Annotated in this window: 11 protein-coding genes; 5 read left to right on the top strand and 6 right to left on the bottom strand. The window is 72.3% G+C overall.

The window, feature by feature from the left end; translation table 11 throughout:
- The first annotated feature begins 12 nt into the window (after positions 1-12).
- Positions 13-1,512, top strand: a complete 1,500-nt coding sequence (locus tag FAF44_RS26175; protein WP_237105910.1) for a hypothetical protein — start codon at positions 13-15, stop codon at positions 1,510-1,512.
- 112 nt (positions 1,513-1,624) lie between these two features.
- Here the strand turns inward: FAF44_RS26175 and FAF44_RS26170 are convergent, their stop codons facing one another.
- The 4 genes from FAF44_RS26170 to FAF44_RS26155 all read right to left on the bottom strand — a co-directional run bounded on the left by FAF44_RS26170 (position 1,625) and on the right by FAF44_RS26155 (position 5,751).
- Entirely contained in the window at positions 1,625-2,566 is a 942-nt protein-coding gene (locus FAF44_RS26170; protein ID WP_237105909.1) for an NADP-dependent oxidoreductase, read from the bottom strand.
- Positions 2,567-2,633: 67 nt separating this feature from the next.
- The gene (locus FAF44_RS26165) at positions 2,634-3,404 is read right to left on the bottom strand and encodes an enoyl-CoA hydratase/isomerase family protein (protein WP_237105908.1); all 771 of its coding nucleotides are present in this window, start codon (positions 3,402-3,404) and stop codon (positions 2,634-2,636) included.
- Between the two features lie 14 nt (positions 3,405-3,418).
- Positions 3,419-5,020, bottom strand: coding sequence for a class I adenylate-forming enzyme family protein (locus tag FAF44_RS26160; protein ID WP_237105907.1), 1,602 nt, complete (start codon positions 5,018-5,020; stop codon positions 3,419-3,421).
- 71 nt (positions 5,021-5,091) lie between these two features.
- Positions 5,092-5,751 (bottom strand): TetR/AcrR family transcriptional regulator, encoded by a 660-nt coding sequence (locus tag FAF44_RS26155; protein ID WP_237105906.1) that lies wholly within the window; start codon positions 5,749-5,751, stop codon positions 5,092-5,094.
- Positions 5,752-6,087: 336 nt separating this feature from the next.
- On the opposite strand from FAF44_RS26155, the gene FAF44_RS26150 reads away from it, so the two are divergent.
- Both FAF44_RS26150 and FAF44_RS26145 read left to right on the top strand, forming a co-directional pair.
- Positions 6,088-6,525 carry an LLM class flavin-dependent oxidoreductase gene (locus FAF44_RS26150; protein ID WP_237105905.1) on the top strand — a complete coding sequence of 146 codons (438 nt, stop codon included), beginning with the start codon at positions 6,088-6,090 and terminating at the stop codon, positions 6,523-6,525.
- Between the two features lie 509 nt (positions 6,526-7,034).
- Positions 7,035-7,805: an SDR family NAD(P)-dependent oxidoreductase gene (locus FAF44_RS26145; protein WP_237105904.1), complete on the top strand. Its 771-nt coding sequence runs from the start codon at positions 7,035-7,037 to the stop codon at positions 7,803-7,805.
- A 375-nt stretch (positions 7,806-8,180) separates the two neighbouring features.
- Here the strand turns inward: FAF44_RS26145 and FAF44_RS26140 are convergent, their stop codons facing one another.
- Entirely contained in the window at positions 8,181-8,720 is a 540-nt protein-coding gene (locus FAF44_RS26140) for a hypothetical protein (RefSeq protein WP_237105903.1), read from the bottom strand.
- A gap of 262 nt (positions 8,721-8,982) precedes the next feature.
- Between FAF44_RS26140 and FAF44_RS26135 the strand changes: the two genes are divergently transcribed.
- Positions 8,983-12,102 carry a BTAD domain-containing putative transcriptional regulator gene (locus tag FAF44_RS26135; RefSeq protein WP_237105902.1) on the top strand — a complete coding sequence of 1,040 codons (3,120 nt, stop codon included), beginning with the start codon at positions 8,983-8,985 and terminating at the stop codon, positions 12,100-12,102.
- A 136-nt stretch (positions 12,103-12,238) separates the two neighbouring features.
- Here FAF44_RS26135 and FAF44_RS26130 read toward each other — a convergent pair whose 3' ends face one another.
- A complete protein-coding gene (locus FAF44_RS26130; protein ID WP_237105901.1) occupies positions 12,239-14,503 on the bottom strand; it encodes a beta-galactosidase in 2,265 nt (754 codons plus the stop codon).
- A 99-nt stretch (positions 14,504-14,602) separates the two neighbouring features.
- On the opposite strand from FAF44_RS26130, the gene FAF44_RS26125 reads away from it, so the two are divergent.
- The gene (locus FAF44_RS26125) at positions 14,603-15,601 is read left to right on the top strand and encodes a LacI family DNA-binding transcriptional regulator (protein ID WP_237105900.1); all 999 of its coding nucleotides are present in this window, start codon (positions 14,603-14,605) and stop codon (positions 15,599-15,601) included.
- Positions 15,602-15,605: the final 4 nt, after the last annotated feature.

The raw sequence follows: 15,605 nt of genomic DNA, 5'->3' as shown, positions 1-15,605 counted from the left end.
AGGCAGTTCGGAATGGGCGCCCTGGCCCTGGGCGCGCTCGGCTTCACCACCACCTCCGCCACCCACGACTACACCTCCCGGGAGACCTTCGACCTGTTCGACCGGGTCTTCCACAGCAGCGGCGGCGTCGGCCAGCCCGGCGACACCAACGAGCACGGCGGGCTGGCCTGGGGGCAGTCCTACGTCCTGCTGGGCTTCATGCGCATGTACGAGGCCTACCGGGACACCCACTACCTCGACCGCCTGGTCGAGAACGCCGACCAGGTGCTGGCCAACCGCGACTCCGCGCGCGGCGTCACCGACCACAGCGGCAGGTCGCTGCCCGCCTGGCGGGCGATGCACCCCTACACGGTGGGCAAGACCCTGCTGCGGGACGCCGGCGGCACACCGCTGCTGGAGGTGCGCAGCGCCCTGAGCTACGCCGACGAGGCGGTCGCCACGGTCACGGCGGGCAGTTCCGCCGACCGCTTCTCCCTGGAGGTGCGCAACAACCGGACGGCCAGGGTCGCCACCTTCCCCGACCTGTCGCTCGACCCGGCCTCGGCCGACTACGCGGTCAAGCGCATCCTGGCCGCCTACCCCACCCCGACCATGGTGACGGCCCGCGACCCGCGTGACACACCGGCCGGCGGCGTGATCCCCGCCCTCGGCCCCGTGCCGCTGGTGTCGGAGCCGGTCATCTTCAGCGTGCACACCGGCATGATCACCTACCCGATCGCCGCGTTCGCCCGGATCGTGCTGACCGACCCGTCCCTCTGGCGGCGCTACAAGAGCAAGGCGCTGGAGTACGTGAGCGCCGTCAAGGCCGCCGCCGCCGTGCACGACGCGGAGTGGCGGCAGACCGACGACGGACGCGGCTACTTCGTCTGGAACAAGGGGACGCCGCTCGCCTACGACGGCACCGAACAGCCCACCAACCAGAGCCTGGCACTCGGCCAGACCTACGCCGAACTGGCCGCGGCCACCGGGGACCGCGCGGCCAAGGACCGGGCCCGCCGGCTGGCCGTCACCTTCTCGCGTGAGCTCACGGTCGACGCCGGCGACGCCTACGTCTGGTCGTACTGGCCCACGTTCGGCAAGGTCTACCAGGGCTTCGACGCCGCCTCGGGCGTCTCCGAGTACACCCCGTCCCTCACCGCCGGCGCGCGGCAGATCGAGGACCTGAGCCACGGGGCCATCGACGTCGAGTTCGCCGTCGCCGCCTTCCGTCACAAGATCTTCTACTCCGGCCGCGACATGGTCCGCTTCGCCAGGACCTACAGCAGGAACCTGGTGGCGACGCCGGGCGCCGACGGCATCGCCACCGCCAACGTGCGCGTGGACGGCACCGGCGGCTCCACCACCGCGGGGCAGTATCTGCAGGCCCCCCGCTGGATGGCGGTCGCCGACTGGGACGCCGCCGTGCTGCCGCACGCGCGGGCGATCTACGAGGGACGGGCGGTCGAACCGCAGCAGGGCTCCTACCTGGCCTGCGTCGCCTACCTCAACTGGCAGGCCAGGCGCGGTTCCTGAACCCGGCGGCGGCCCCGAGGACGGCATCGCCCGCCCCGGGGCCGCCGCACCGAGCCGTAGGCCCGCCCGCGAACGAGTGCCTTCGACCGTGCCCCCTCACGCTCGCCGGCGGTCACCCGCCGCCGGCGGGCGTGAGGACGATCTTGCCCCGGACATGGCCAGACCGGCTGAGCCGGAACGCCTCGGCGGCCTCGTCGAGCGGCAGCACCCGGGCGATCTCGGGGACGAGCCGCCCGTCGTCGGCGAGCCGGGCCAGCCGGGCGAGGTCGCCGGCGCTCGGGCGGGCGAAGACGAAGGTGCCGCCGAGTTCCCTGACGCCGTCGTCGGCCAGCGAGACGACCCGCGTCCCGGCACCGTCGGCGAGCAGCCGCACCGAGGCCCGCAGCGGCTCGCCGCCGTACATGTCCAGGACGGCGGTGACGCCGCCGGGAGCCAGCGCCCGCACGCGTCCGGCCAGGCCGGGGCCGTAGGCGACGGGTTCCGCGCCGAGCGCGCGCAGGTAGTCGTGGTTGCGCGGCGAGGCGGTGCCGATGACGCGGGCGCCGAGGGCCCGCGCGATCTGGACCGCGAACGTGCCGACGCCACCGGCCGCCGCCTGCACCAGGACGGTGTCCTCGGCCGACACGGCGAGCACGCCGACGAGCGACTGGTAGGCGGTCAGCCCGGCGACGGGGACGGCCGCCGCCTGCTCCCAGGTCAGCCGGGCCGGCTTGCGGGCGATCGTGCGCACGGGCGCGGCGACGCGTTCGGCGTAGGTGCCGGGCCCGATGCTGTCGCGCCGCACGTAGCCGAAGACCTCGTCGCCGGCGGCGTACCCGGTGACCGTCGGGCCGGTCCGTGCCACGACGCCGGCCACGTCCCAGCCGGGGATCACGGGGAAGTGCACGTCGAAGCGGCTGTCGAGGTCTCCCGCGGCGGTCTGCCAGTCGACGGGGTTGACCGAGACGGCCTTGACGTCGATGAGCACGGATTCGGGCCCGAGCCGGGGGTCGGGGACGTCGGCGGTCTCGAGGACTTCGGGCCCGCCGTATCGGCGGTAGACGACGGCTTTCACGCGAGGCACTCCGGGAGAAGACGATGCGGGCAGGGGCCGACGGAGCAGGACGCCGTCGCCGGGAGGTTCACGCCCCGGGGCGGTCGAGGAAGCGGGCGATCCCGGCGCGGGCGATGCCGGAGGCTTCGACCTCGGCGGCGGCCTGGCTCTCGCGGTCCATCGCGGCGGCGACGAGGTCGGCGGGCGGGCGCAGCAGCCGCAGGTGGGCGGCGGTGGCGGAGCCGGGCGGGTGCCACCGGTGGACGAGGTCCACGCACGCGCCGACCAGCCCCGGCTGCGGGACGACGGCGTCCACGAGGCCCAAGGCCAGCGCCGTCTCCGCGTCGATGCGCGCGGACTCCATGACCAGGCGCAGCGCGCGGTGGCCGACCAGCCTCGGCAGCAGCACACTGGCGGCGTTGGAGATCGACAGGCCGGTGGCGTTCTCGGGCAGGTAGAACCCGGCGGCGGGGCTCGCGAGACGGGCGTCGAAGCAGAGGGTCAGCTCGCCGGCGCCGCCGACGGCGAGGCCGTTCAGCGCGGCGACGACGGGGACCGACGTCTCCAGCACCGCCCGGGTGATGTCGTTGAACGACTCCGCCTCGGCGACGAGCCCGCCTTCCGGCAGCCGGGCGGCCTCCTCCAGGTCCATGCCGGCCGAGAAGGCCCGCCCCGCGCCGGTGACGACGACGCCGCGGCTGCGCCCGCCGGTGCCGAAGTGCCGGATGGCGGCCGCCAGGTCGCGCCGCATGAGGCCGGTGAGGGCGTTCAGCTTGCCGGGCCGGTCGAGGGTGAGGACGGCGACGTCCCGGTCGATGCCGGCACGCAGGTGGCCGGACTCGGTGTGCCAGTGGGGCATGGGGGTCCTCTCGTTCACTTCCAGGAGTCGGTGGCGGCGTCGAAGCAGCCGCTCCGCTGGTCGCGGGCGGGTTCGAGCAGGGCCCGCTTCCGGATCCGTTCCGAGGGCGTCATCACGAAGCCGTCCACGAACTCGACGAAGGCGGGGATCTTGAACGGCGCGAGGCGCTCCCGCGCGTGGTCGAGCAGGTCGCGCGCGGTCGCCGTGTCCGCCGGGTGGCCGGCGCGCAACTGCACGAACGCCTTCGGCAACTCGCCGAACAGCTCGTCGGGGATCGGGACGAGCGCCGCCGCCACCACCGCCGGGTGCCGGGCGAGCACGCTCTCCACCTCGGCGCAGGAGATGTTCTCGCCGCCGCGGCGGACGATGTCCTTCAGCCGCCCGGCGTGGTGGATGCTTCCCCGCGGGTCGCGGTAGCCGAGGTCGCCGGTGTGGTACCAGCCGTCCGCGAGCGCCTCGGCCGTGGCCTCGGGGTGGTTCCAGTAGCCGGTCATCATGGGGCGGCCCCGGACGACGATCTCGCCCACCTCCCCGTCGGGCACGGTGCCGCCGTCGGGACCGGCGACGCGGACCTCCTTCCCCGGCGGCGGATACCCCATGGCGCCGGTGCCGACGGTGTCGTCCGCGCCAGGGGCGGCGACGAGGTCGAGGCCGCTCTCCGTGGAGCCGTAGATCTCGCGCCAGGGCACGCCCCAGCGCTCCTCGAAGGCCCGGTGCAGGTGCGGCGCGATGCCGGAGCAGAGCACCAGTCGCATGTCGTTGACCGCGTCGGAGAGGTCGGGCGGCTGCTTGTGCATGAGCAGCGGCATCGTGCCCAGCACGTACGTGAGCGTGGCGCGGTGCTCGCGGACCGCGGGCCAGAACCCCGACGCCGAGAAGCGGGGCAGCACGACGAGCGGGATCCCGGCGATCAGGCACATCACCGCCGTCCACTGGTCGTCCATGTACGAGAACGGCTGGGCCATCAGGACCACGTCGTCGGTGCGGACCTCCGCCTCGCGGGCGACCAGCCACGCGGTCCGCACCCAGTAGTCGTGGGTGAGCACGCAGGCCTTCGGGAAGCCGGTCGTCCCGGAGGTGTACTGGAAGTTGGCGACGTCGTCGGAGCGCGTGCGCACCTCCAGCGGGGGCGCGGGCGAGCGGCGGGCCTCGGCGTCGAGGTCCGCGAGCGTGCGGACCAGCGGGGCCGGATCGAGCCCGGACGCCACCGCCCTGACGATGCCGGTGTGCTCGTCGTCGGCGAGCACCGACCGGGCGCCGGAGTCACGCAGCACGAACCCGAGATCGTGGGCGCGTAACCGCGGATTGACCGGCACGGCGACGGCCCCGGCCTTCAGGATCGCGAACCAGCTCAGCGGCCACCCGGGCGTGTTGCCCATCATGACGGCGACCCGGTCTCCGGGTTCGACGCCGCGGGCGGCCAGCACCCGGGCGAGGCGCTCGCTGCGGGCGTCGGCCTCCTGGAAGCTGAGCGACGTGCCGGGAAAGCGCAGGAACTCCGCTGCGCCGTACCGTGCCGCGGCGTCGCGCAGCAGGTCGGGGATCGAACGATCCGCCGGGGCGGCGTCCGCCGCGTCCTTGCCGACGACGACGCGCGGCGTGGGCCTGGTGTCCATCGTGGTGCCACCTCCGCAGGTAGACAGCGCTCGCCCGCCGGCCGCCGGCGCGGTCGCGGGTGCGTCCGCGCTCAGGCGGACGTCTGCTCCCGGCCGGCGTCGATCCGGGGTTCGGACCTCAGCGAGGTGATGGACACCTCGGGCCCGCACTCGGCGCGCCGCACCGGACGCGAGCCGACCAGGTTGCAGGTCAGTTCCAGGTAGGAGTCCTGCACCCGGGCGACCGGCAGCCGACCGTCGGGGCGGAACCAGTGGGCCACCCCGTTGCACATCGCGATCAGGGCCAGGCGGGTCATGGCGACGTCGGTGATCCGGAAGTCGCCCTGCCGCGCGCCGTGTTCCAGCACCTGCTGGAACACGGCTTCGTAGTCGTCCCGCAGCCCGACCACGATGGCGTGGTTCGGCTCGGTCAGGGAGTGGACCTCGCGGTCGTTGACCCGGGAGGTGAGGGGATTGACCGCTTCCATCGTCACGTGGGCCAGCACCAGGCGGCCCAACTGGACGACCGGGTCGGAGCTGTGGCCGACCGCCTCGCGGGCCGCCCGCAGCAGCTCGCCCATGCCGGCCTGCATGATGCCGACCAGCAGTTCCTCCTTGTTCGACGCGTAGTGGTAGAGCGTCCCGGAGTTCAGCCCCACGGCGCGGCCGATCTCGCGGATTCCCGTCGCGGCGTACCCGCGCTCCGCGAACAACCGCACGGCGGCCTGCTGGACCCGGTCGAGGTTGGACACATCGTTCCCAATCGATCGATCGACTGGCTTCAGGGTGACATCGACACTCCGGCGCCGTCAAGACCCTCCGACGTGCGCGGCCCGAGAGTCGAAGCCGGGTTGGCCTTGACGCCGGTGGCAATGTTCTAGCTTGATCGAAAACCATCGTGCGACGAGGACGACCATGAAATTCGCGCTCTGCTTCTCCCCGGCCGACGGCCTCGACCCCGACCGGCTCGTGGCCCACGCCCAGCACGCCGAGGCGTGCGGCTTCGAAGGGCTCTACCTGCCCGAGCACATCGTGCTGTATCCCGGTGCCAGGTACGGGGCGGACGCCGTACCGACGAGGCCATCGACGTGCTGCGGCTGCTGTGGGAGGGCGATGAGAAGGGAGTCGGCTTCGACGGCGAGTTCTTCGGCTTCGAGAGCGTGACCAGCTACCCGAAGCCGTACGGGGTCACGCACCTGCCGATCCACGTCGGCGGGTCGAGCCGGGCCGCCGCCCGCCGCGCGGGGCTGCGCGGCGACGGCTACTTCCCCGGCGGCGCGCTCACCGACGAGGAACGCCAGAGCCAGTGGGAGCTGGTCCGGTCCGTCGCCGCCGAGGCCGGGCGCGACGCCGCGACGCTGGAGTACACGCGGTGGGGGTCGCTGGCCATGTCGGCCGAGCAGGTCGAGGAACTGGCCGCGGCGGGTGTGACACGCCTGGTCCTCAACCCGACCACGATGGAACCGGAGGGGCGCAGGGAGCAGATGTCCGCCTTCGCCGAGCGGTTCGCCCTGGGCCGCTCCTGACCTCGCGACCTTGTCGCGGCCGGTACCCGCGACGCCATCACCCCGCCGTCCGCGGCGCGGGAGATCGTGGACGGCCTGCCCGAGGCACGACATCCACGCGCCTCAGGACCGTTGCGGCGCGTGCCACCGAGGAACTGCTGCGCTACCTGTCGATCGCCTCGATGCCGGTGCACCGGGTGACCAGGGACACGGTGGCCGGCCTTGGCGTCGCTCTGTGCGAACAGCACCAGCATCCTGGCCAGGGAGCGGCAGATCCTGAGGCGCCTGCATCCTGAGAACCGGTCGGCTCCTGCCGGTTGACGAACGCGAATAAAAGCTCGTAATCTATGGACCGCAATACGAGCCATAACTCGCATTTAGGGAGATCATGAATAGTTCTTCCCCCCCTGGGGCGGCGGTCGGTACTGGCAGGAGCACTCGCGAGCGCGGCGGGGATCGCGGTCACCGCCGCGCCGGCGAACGCGACACCGTCCGCTGCGGCGGTCGCGAGACGTTATGAAGGCAAGGTCGTGCTGATCACGGGCGCGACATCGGGCATCGGCAGAGCCTCAGCCGTCGCGTTCGCCCGCGAAGGCGCGAAGGTGGGCTTCTGCGGGCGGCGGGAGCAACTGGGTCGCCAGGTCGAGCGTGAGATCAGGCAGGCCGGGGGCGAAGCGACCTACATCAAGGCGGACGTACGCGACGCCAGGCAGGTCAAGACGTTCGTGGACCGGGTCGCGCAGAAGTACGGCGGTCTGCATGTGGCCATGAACAATGCGGGCGTGCAGCACCTGAAGCCGCTGCACGACATGGACGTCGAGGATTGGGACGACACGCAGGCCACCAACACCAGGGGCGTATTCCTCTGCATCAAGCATGAGGCCCCCTATATCCGGGACTCCGGCGGCGGCGTCATCCTGGTCACCGGATCGGCCAACGAGTTCGCCACCCGGCCGATGATCGGCGCCTACGCCGCCAGCAAGGGCGGAGTGACCGGCCTGGTCCGGGCGGCCGCCATTGAATACGGCGCGGCGCCGTGGAACATCCGGGTCGTGGCCCTTTCCCCCGGCACCACCAACACGCCCATGGTGGACGCCTGGCGTCCCGTGCTGGCTCCGGATGCGAACGACGAGGAGTGGGAGGCGTTGAAGGCCGGCCCGCAGGCCGGTATCGACGGCCTCAAGCGGATGGCCCAGCCTACGGAGATGGCCACGGCGGCACTCGCGCTGGCCTCCTCCGACATGAGCTTCCTCACCGGCACGTCGGTGCTGATCGACGGAGGCATGCTCGCGGGTCTGTGAGGTCCGACCCTGGCAACGCCGACCATCGAGGACGGGCGCCGGCTCGGCGCGGCCGGTCTCATGCCAGGTCCGGACGCCGACGCGGAGCCGGCGTACCGGGTACGCCCGGAGAACCGCCCGCCAGGGCGTCCATCGCTTCGGCCGGCCGCTCTGCGGCGTTTTCCGCACGTTCGTATGATGGCGCGCTCGTGCGTGAGGAATCATCGGGAACAACCCCGCACCCGACCTCCGGTGAAGGAGACCCGCATGCTCGACGTGGTCAACTGGCCGTCACGGTGCTGAGTGCCCTGGTTCGGGGCGTGGCCGGCTCGAAGTCCCGCACAGGCGGGAGGCCGGCTGAGCCAGGACGGCCCGGCCGGCCTCCGGCCGGAGTGCCTACTGGTTCGTGACCTTCAGCCTGCCCAGATAGACCGACCGCGGAGTGTTGCTGCATTCGTCGGTGAATTCCACGGTGACGCTCACGTCGAGCCCGCCACCGAGGATGCTCGTCCCGAACAACCTGATCTCGTCCTCGTGATGGATGACGCCGTTCGAGCGCGCTGCCTTGGTCGTCCAGGTCGTGGTCGAGACGTCGGTGAGTTTGTACACCGCACCCGTACCCGGCTTCACGTCGCCGCCGAGGGCGATGTTGGCGAAGTCGGTGACGAGATCGAACGGATCGATGAAGATCTCGCCCCCCGGCGCGAGGGTCGTGAGCGAATTCCCGGGGCCGTGCTTGAGACCGCCGCTGTCATTGCTCTTCCACATGCCGACGTACGACGGGGAAGGGCAGTCGGCCGCGGCGGGTGCGGTGACTCCGGCGGTCAAAGCGGCGGCCAGCCCCAAGGTGAGGCAGGTACGGCGGGCGATTGCCGCGGTTCGCCGGCGCGGGCGCGTGGGAGCGTCGGATGTGCGGTGTTCGGTTGATGTGCGCATGGCAGGCTGCTCCTTTCGGGCGGTGCGTCGATCCTTGTTCCGGGCGCCCGGAACTGGTGGGGAGATCTCGTCGGAGACGGTAGTCCGGAGGGCTGACCGGGCGATGAGCCGGCGATGACGTCTCCCGGCTCCGCCCGTCATCCAGGCGCCGTCGTGGAACGAAGTGGGTCATGGCGGAGCGTCGTGGCAAAGGCGTGGGTGGGAGATGCGGTTTCAGATACTGGGTCCGTTACGCGTGCACACCGGGCAAGGGTGGGTATCGGTGGCCGCCGAACAGCAGCGCGTCGTGCTGGCGGTGCTGTTGGTCGAGGCGGGCCGGAGCGTGAGCGCCGACGCCCTCGCGGATGCGGTGTGGGGCGACCGGCCGCCGCGTACGGCGAAGAACACGATCGCCGTCTACGTGCGGCGGTTGCGCCGGCTGGTCGGCGAGGCCCTGATCACCCGAGATCGTGGCTACGAGCTGCGCGTTCATGACGACGCCGTGGACGCGATGCGCTTCGAACGGCGGCTGACGTCCGGGCGCCGGGAGCTGGCCGGCGGGCGGCGGGAGACCGGGGCGGCGCTGCTGGCCGAGGCGCTGGCCCTGTGGCCGGACCGTGAGCCCGTACTCGCTGATGTGCCCCGCAACCCGTTGATCCAGCCGCGGGTGACCCATCTGGAACAACTGCGGCTCAGCGTCGTCGAGGACCACATCGACGCCCTGCTGGCGCTGGGCCGGCACACCGATGTGGTGGACGAACTGCACCGGCTGGTGCAGGAACAGCCGATGCGGGAACGGCTGTGGACCCTGCTGATGACGGCCCTGCAACGCTGCGGCCGCCGGGCCGAGGCGCTGGACGTCTACCAGCGGGTACGCCGCGTCCTGCACACCGAGCTCGGGCTGGAACCGAGCCCACGGCTACGCCTGCTGCAGCAGGCGATCCTGACGGAAGGGCAGGAGAAGGCAGGGGCGTCCGAGCGTGAGACGCCCCGGGTGGTGCCGGCCCAGTTACCCCCCGACGTCGCCGCCTTCACCGGCCGCGGCGGCGATCTCCGGCGGCTCGACGCGCTGCTGCCCGCCGACGCCGATCCTCGGGCCGGGGCAGTGGCCATCTCCGCGATCGCGGGCACCGCCGGGATCGGCAAGACCGCGCTGGCGGTCCACTGGGCTCACACGGTCCGCGATCGCTTCCCGGACGGACAGCTCTACGTGAACCTGCGCGGCTACGCGGACGGCCCGCCGATGCCCCCGATCGAGGCACTCGCGAGATTCCTGCGCGCGCTGGGGGTGCCGCCCGCGCAGGTGCCCTCCGACCAGGACGAGGCCGGCGCGCTCTACCGCAGCTTGCTGGCCGGACAGAATACGCTGGTGCTGCTGGACAACGCCCGCCACCCCGACCAGGTGCGGCCGCTGCTGCCCGGTGGCACCGGCTGCCTCGTGCTGGTCACCAGCCGTGACCGGCTCGACGGGTTGCTCGCCCTCGACGGTGCTGTTCCGCTGGCCCTGGACGTGCTGACGCCGGAGGAGTCGTACGGGCTGCTGGGCCGGTTCCTCGGCGACGACCGGCTGCGCGCGGAACCGCAGGCGGCGGCCGAACTCGCCACCCTGTGCAACCACCTTCCGCTGGCTTTGCGGATCGCCGCGGCGAATCTGGCGGTACGCCCGAAGACCGGCATCGGCGTGTACGTGACCCGCCTGCGCCAGGACCGGCTGGGCCGGTTGCGGTCCGGCGACGTGGCGGTGCGGGCCGCGTTCGGCCTGTCCTATGCCGTGCTGCCCGGCGCCGCGCGGCGGCTGTTCCGGCTACTCGGCCTGACGTCGGTCGCGGACGTCACTCCGGCGACGGCCGCCGCGCTCGCCGGCACCGGACCGGCGACGGCGGAGTGGGCGCTGGAGCGGTTGGCCGCCGCTCACCTCGTCCAGGAGCACACCCCTGGCCGCTACGGCATGCACGACCTGATCCGTTCCTGTGCCGCGGAGACGGCGGTCGCCGAAGAGCCCGAAGCCGGACGGCGAGCGGCGGCCGGCCGTCTGTACGATCACTATCTGCACCATGTCGGCTCGGCCGCGAGTCTGCTGTTCCCGCACCTGGCGCGGCTGGATGCCCACACCGAGGCGTCGGCCACGCTCACCGATCCCGATCAGGCTTCGGCGTGGCTGGACGCCGAACGTGCCAACGTCATCAGCCTCGTACGCGACGGTGTCGCCCACGGCCTGGCCCGGCAGGCTTGCGTCCTGGCGGACGGGCTGCGCGGTGACCTGCACCGCCGCATGCGACTCGTGGACTGGGCCACGCTCGCCCAGGCCACTCTGGCAGCCGCGGAGGCCGGCGGCGGCCCGCAGGCGATGGCGGCCGCCCGGCTCGGCCTCGCGACCCTCAACGCGGCACGCGGGGACTACGCCCAGGCGATCGAGGAGGGCGAGTCCGCACTGGGACTCGCCGGACAGGCGCACTGGACCGACGGGGAGTCCGCGGCCCTGAACGTCCTGGGCACCGCGTACGCCGAGCAGGGGCAGCTCGATCGGGCCGCGGAACGCTACACCCAGGCGCTGACCCTCGACCGCGTCGCGCGGCGCGCCGCCGGCCAGGCCATTCGGCTCGGCAACCTCGGCAACCTCGAGCTGATGCGCGGCCGGCTGGAAGCCGCGATCGGCCACTACGCCGAAGCGCTCATGTTGCATCGGCAGACCGGCTCCGCGGCGGGCGAGGCGCTCACCCTCGACCAGCTCGGCCTGGCCCATCAGGGGCTCGGTCACCTGGAGACGGCGCTGGGCTTCCTCACCGAGGCACGTGACCGCTTCGCCGCGCTCGGCGAGCGCGGCCGGCTGGCGGCCACCACCCGGGCGATCGCCGGGGTGCACCGTGACGCCGGACGCCACCACGACGCGCTCCGCCTCGCCCAGGCCGCGCTGACCACCGCGCGGGAGATCGGCGATCGCAAGGTGCAGGCGGACACGCTGCTCACCCGGGCGGGTATCCGCAGTGCGCTGGGCGACCTGGGGCTCGCCATCGGCGACTACCGGCAGGCCGCGGACATCGCTCGCTCCATCGGCCACGGCTACATCCACACCGAGACGCTGATCGGCCTGGCCGACGTCCACCACCGGTGCGGGGACCTGCCGGCCGCGGACGACGCCGCACGCGCCGCGCTCGCCCTGGCCAGGAAGGCCGGATACCGGCTGCTCGAAGGCCGGGCCCGCACCGCGATCGCCGCGATCCAGCTCGCCAGCGGCGATCACGAAGCCGCTCTCGACAGCGCGCGACAGGCCCTGTCCATCCAGGACGAAACGGGGCTTCCGCGCGGCCGGACCCAGGCTGACATCGTCGCCGCGCAGGCGCGGGCCCGCATCGGTGATCCGCGCGCCGGGGGGCCCCACGCCGCCGATGATTCCGGCTCTTGACCACGAGACCCGGAGGTGATCAGCTCATGGCCAGTCCTGAAACCGATTACCGAAAATGTTACAGCCACCGCCAGGAGCGACCGGGAGCCAGCGGCACCGGACGGGGGACCGCGCGGGGTGGCGGGCCTCAGGGCGGTCACACGGGAAGGCGGACGACCTCGCCCGGGTGCGCGGGGCCTTCCTCCCACCGGACCGCCCGCCCGTTCACCAGCGCGGCCTCGGCCGCGTGGCGCCTGCGCAGCAGGACGCCATCACCTGAGGCGCCCGCCAGCTCGCAGGTCGACCACGCCACCGGGCCGACGTCCTCGGGGAGCATCGCCCCTGAGCGGGCCGCGAGCCGGATCGGGCTGCCGCCGAACAACGGCTCGCCGTGGCGGTGCAGGGTGAAGGTCTGCTCGACGGGGGCGACGTTGATGAGGTGGATCAGGCGTCTGCCCGCGGCGTCGGCCGTGGAGGTGACGATCAGGCCGGGTACGGGCGCGTCGTGGGTGTGCCGCGGGCGGACGTCCAGCCGAGCCAGCAGGCTCCGCCAGAAGTCCAGGTGGCAGGGGTAGTCGCAGGTGAGCACGACCGCTCTGCCCCGGCCCGCGCGCACCGCCATGCCCACCGGGGCGCCCGATGCGACGTCCGCGGCCAGGATCTCGCCCTCGCCGGTGAGAGGCTGGAACACCTCCACGCGGACCTCGCTGAGCCCCGCGGCTCGGACCGAGGGGAAGCTCTCGGCGCTGCCGTGGACCGCCGGGCCCGCCCTGAGCCCGAGTGCGTCGGCCAGGATCGTGCAGGGGGAGCCGTCCACGTCGCGCTGGGGGAGTACACCCGCCAGCAGGAGTCGGCCTCCGCCGCGTACGTGGTCGGCCAGGCGCTGCTGGACTCCGGTGCCGAGTGTGGTGGCGCCGGCCAGCACGATCACCTCGGGCAGCGCCGCCGCCGGCGACTGGAGGTTGACCGCGGGGAAGGAGAAGCCCGCCAGGAGCAGGGCGCGGGCCAGGATGTCGCGGGCGCCCATGCCGCGGAAGCGCTCGAGGTCGGCCACGACCTCGGCCCGCCCGGCATCGCCGGGGTGGCGGTACTCGGTCAGGTAGTGGTCGGGGACGAAGCCGAGCGCCAGGCCGTCGTGTTCCTCGTCCATGTCGGCCAGCAGGCCGGCCACGCCTCGGGCGGCCCGGGTGACCTCGCGCAGTGCCGGGTACGACAGGTTCGGTTCGCCCTCAGGGCCGATCGGGGCGCCGAACCCGTGCCGCTCGCCGGTGAAGGCGATGCGATCGTTTCCGTCGTCGGCGGGTTCGTCCAGCGGCCAGTTGTACCCGCCGGCGAAGAGGTAGTAGTTGATCAGCCGATTCCCCTGGGCCAGGCAGAGCCTGACCTTGAGCGCCAGCGCCTCCGGCGGTACGAGCTGATCCAGCCCTTCGGCGTAGTCGCTGACGCCCGCCTCGAACTCCAGCGAGGTCAGTGGCTGGTCGGCGTCGTGCACGGCGGCCATGAACGCGTTGCCGACGTACAGGTCGGCCACGTTGCCCACGGTCAGGTCGCCCAGGTAATGGTCGGATCCGGAGGTCATCTGGGGCTGCCCCGCGTAGCCTCGGTAGAGCTGGCTGATGCCGATCGGGTACGTGCGGCCCCGCCCGCCGCCGGTGCCGTGGATGTTGATCAGGTACGGTCCGCCGACCCCGTAGGTCTCGGCGCGCTCGCGCAGGAAGGCGATGTAGCGGGCGTACCGGTCGCGCATGTAGTCGCTCAGGTCGTGATGCAGGGCCAGGGCCGGTGCCGGCGGTGACCGCAACGCGCTCGCATCGGACGTCCACGCGCCGTAGCGCGCCGCCACGTCGTATCGTTCGGCGGCCCACTGCGCGAAGTCGGCCAGCACCCCGTCGGTCAGATCGGGCGTGTTGCTGACCCAGGAGAGCATCCCGATCTCGTTGTCCAGTTGCAGGGCCGCGACCCGTCCAGCCAGCAGCGGCAGGATCGCCGCGTACCAGCGATCCACCTCCCGCAGGAAGTCGGGTGCGAGGTAGTCGAGGGTGCGCGTCGGTGCGGGCGTTCCGTTCCAGCCGACGGGGTGCAGGTGGGGGAGGTCGCGGTGGATCCGGTAGGGAATCCCTTCGTTCTTGAGCTCGGCCATGACGAAGGGACCGGGCCGGGCGATCACCGCCAGGCCGCGTTCCTCGGCCAGGTCCAGGAAGGCCGGGAGATCACGATGACCGGTGGAGAAGTCGAACGAGCCGTCCGGGCGCTCGTGGATCAGCCACGGCATGTACGTCGCCACGGCGTTGCAGCCCGCGTCCACCAGCCAGTCGAGCCGGGAGGCCCACATCTCCGGTAACAAACGGAAATAGTGCACTTCTCCGGACATGACCAGCGAGGGCTTGCCGTCCAGGAGGATCCTGCGCCTGCTGAGCCGCATCGGATGGGTCCTTTCCGAAAGGAGGGTCTTGCCGCCGTGAGGGTCCTCACATATGGTCCCTGAAAGCGGTTACTGCAAACGTTACGGAGGCAGCGGCGAATGGGCAACAAGCGGCTGACGGTCCGCGAGATCGCCAGGATCGCCGAGGTGTCAGTGGCGACGGTTTCTCGCGTCTCGCGCGGCACCGGGCAGGTCAGTCCCGAGATGCGCGAGCGTGTGCTGCGTGTCATCGACGAGTACGGCTACCGTCCCAGCCAGATGGGCCGCGCCCTGGCCCAGCAGAAGCACGGCTCGGTGGCCATCGTCTTCCCCGGCCTGGCCGGTCCGTACTTCTCCGAGCTCGTCCAGGGCTTCGAAGCCGAGGCCGTCGCGGCCGGCATCGGGGTGCACATCCTGGTCACCCATCACCGCGCCGACTCCGACGGCAACGTGCTGGACATGGCCTCGCGCGTGGACGGTGTCGCCGTGCACGGCGACACCGTCAGCACCGAGACGATGCGGCGGATCGCCGCCGAGGTGCCGACCGTCGTGCTGGCCGGCCGGCCGCTGGACGGCGTGCCCGCGGTCCGGGCGGACAACTCCGCGATCGGCGAGCTCACCAGGCATCTGCTGGTCGACCACGGCTATCGTGGGCTGGCGTTCGTCGGCAACCCCGACGGCTCGCCCGACGTGACCGAGCGCTGGGAGGCCTTCAAGGCGGCGCACAAGGCGGCCCGCGTGGCCGTGCCACGCAGCCCCATCAGGCTCGGCCTGCAGCAATCGGACGGCGTGCTGGCCGCCGGCGAACTGCTCGATGGCAGGAAGCCGCCGCGGGCGGTGGTCTGCGCCAACGATGAGACCGCGCTCGGCATGCTCATCGGCGCTCTCGGACGCGGCCTGTCCGTCCCCGGCGAGGTGGCCATCACGGGGTTCGACGACGTACCGATGGCCTCGCTGGTCCAGCCCCGGCTGACCACGGTACGCCAGCCCATCAGGGAACTGGGTGCCACCACCGCCCGCCTGCTCATCTCGGGCCTGGGCAACCCCGGAGCCGTCATGGACGCGGTGCTCACCACCGAGCCCGTGCTGCGCGAGAGCTGCGGGTGCCCCCGCACATGAGTAA

Origin of the sequence: Nonomuraea sp. MG754425 (genome assembly GCF_021699195.1) — a bacterium.
Lineage (GTDB): Bacteria > Actinomycetota > Actinomycetes > Streptosporangiales > Streptosporangiaceae > Nonomuraea.
This window is presented reverse-complemented; position numbering and strand designations above follow the sequence as displayed.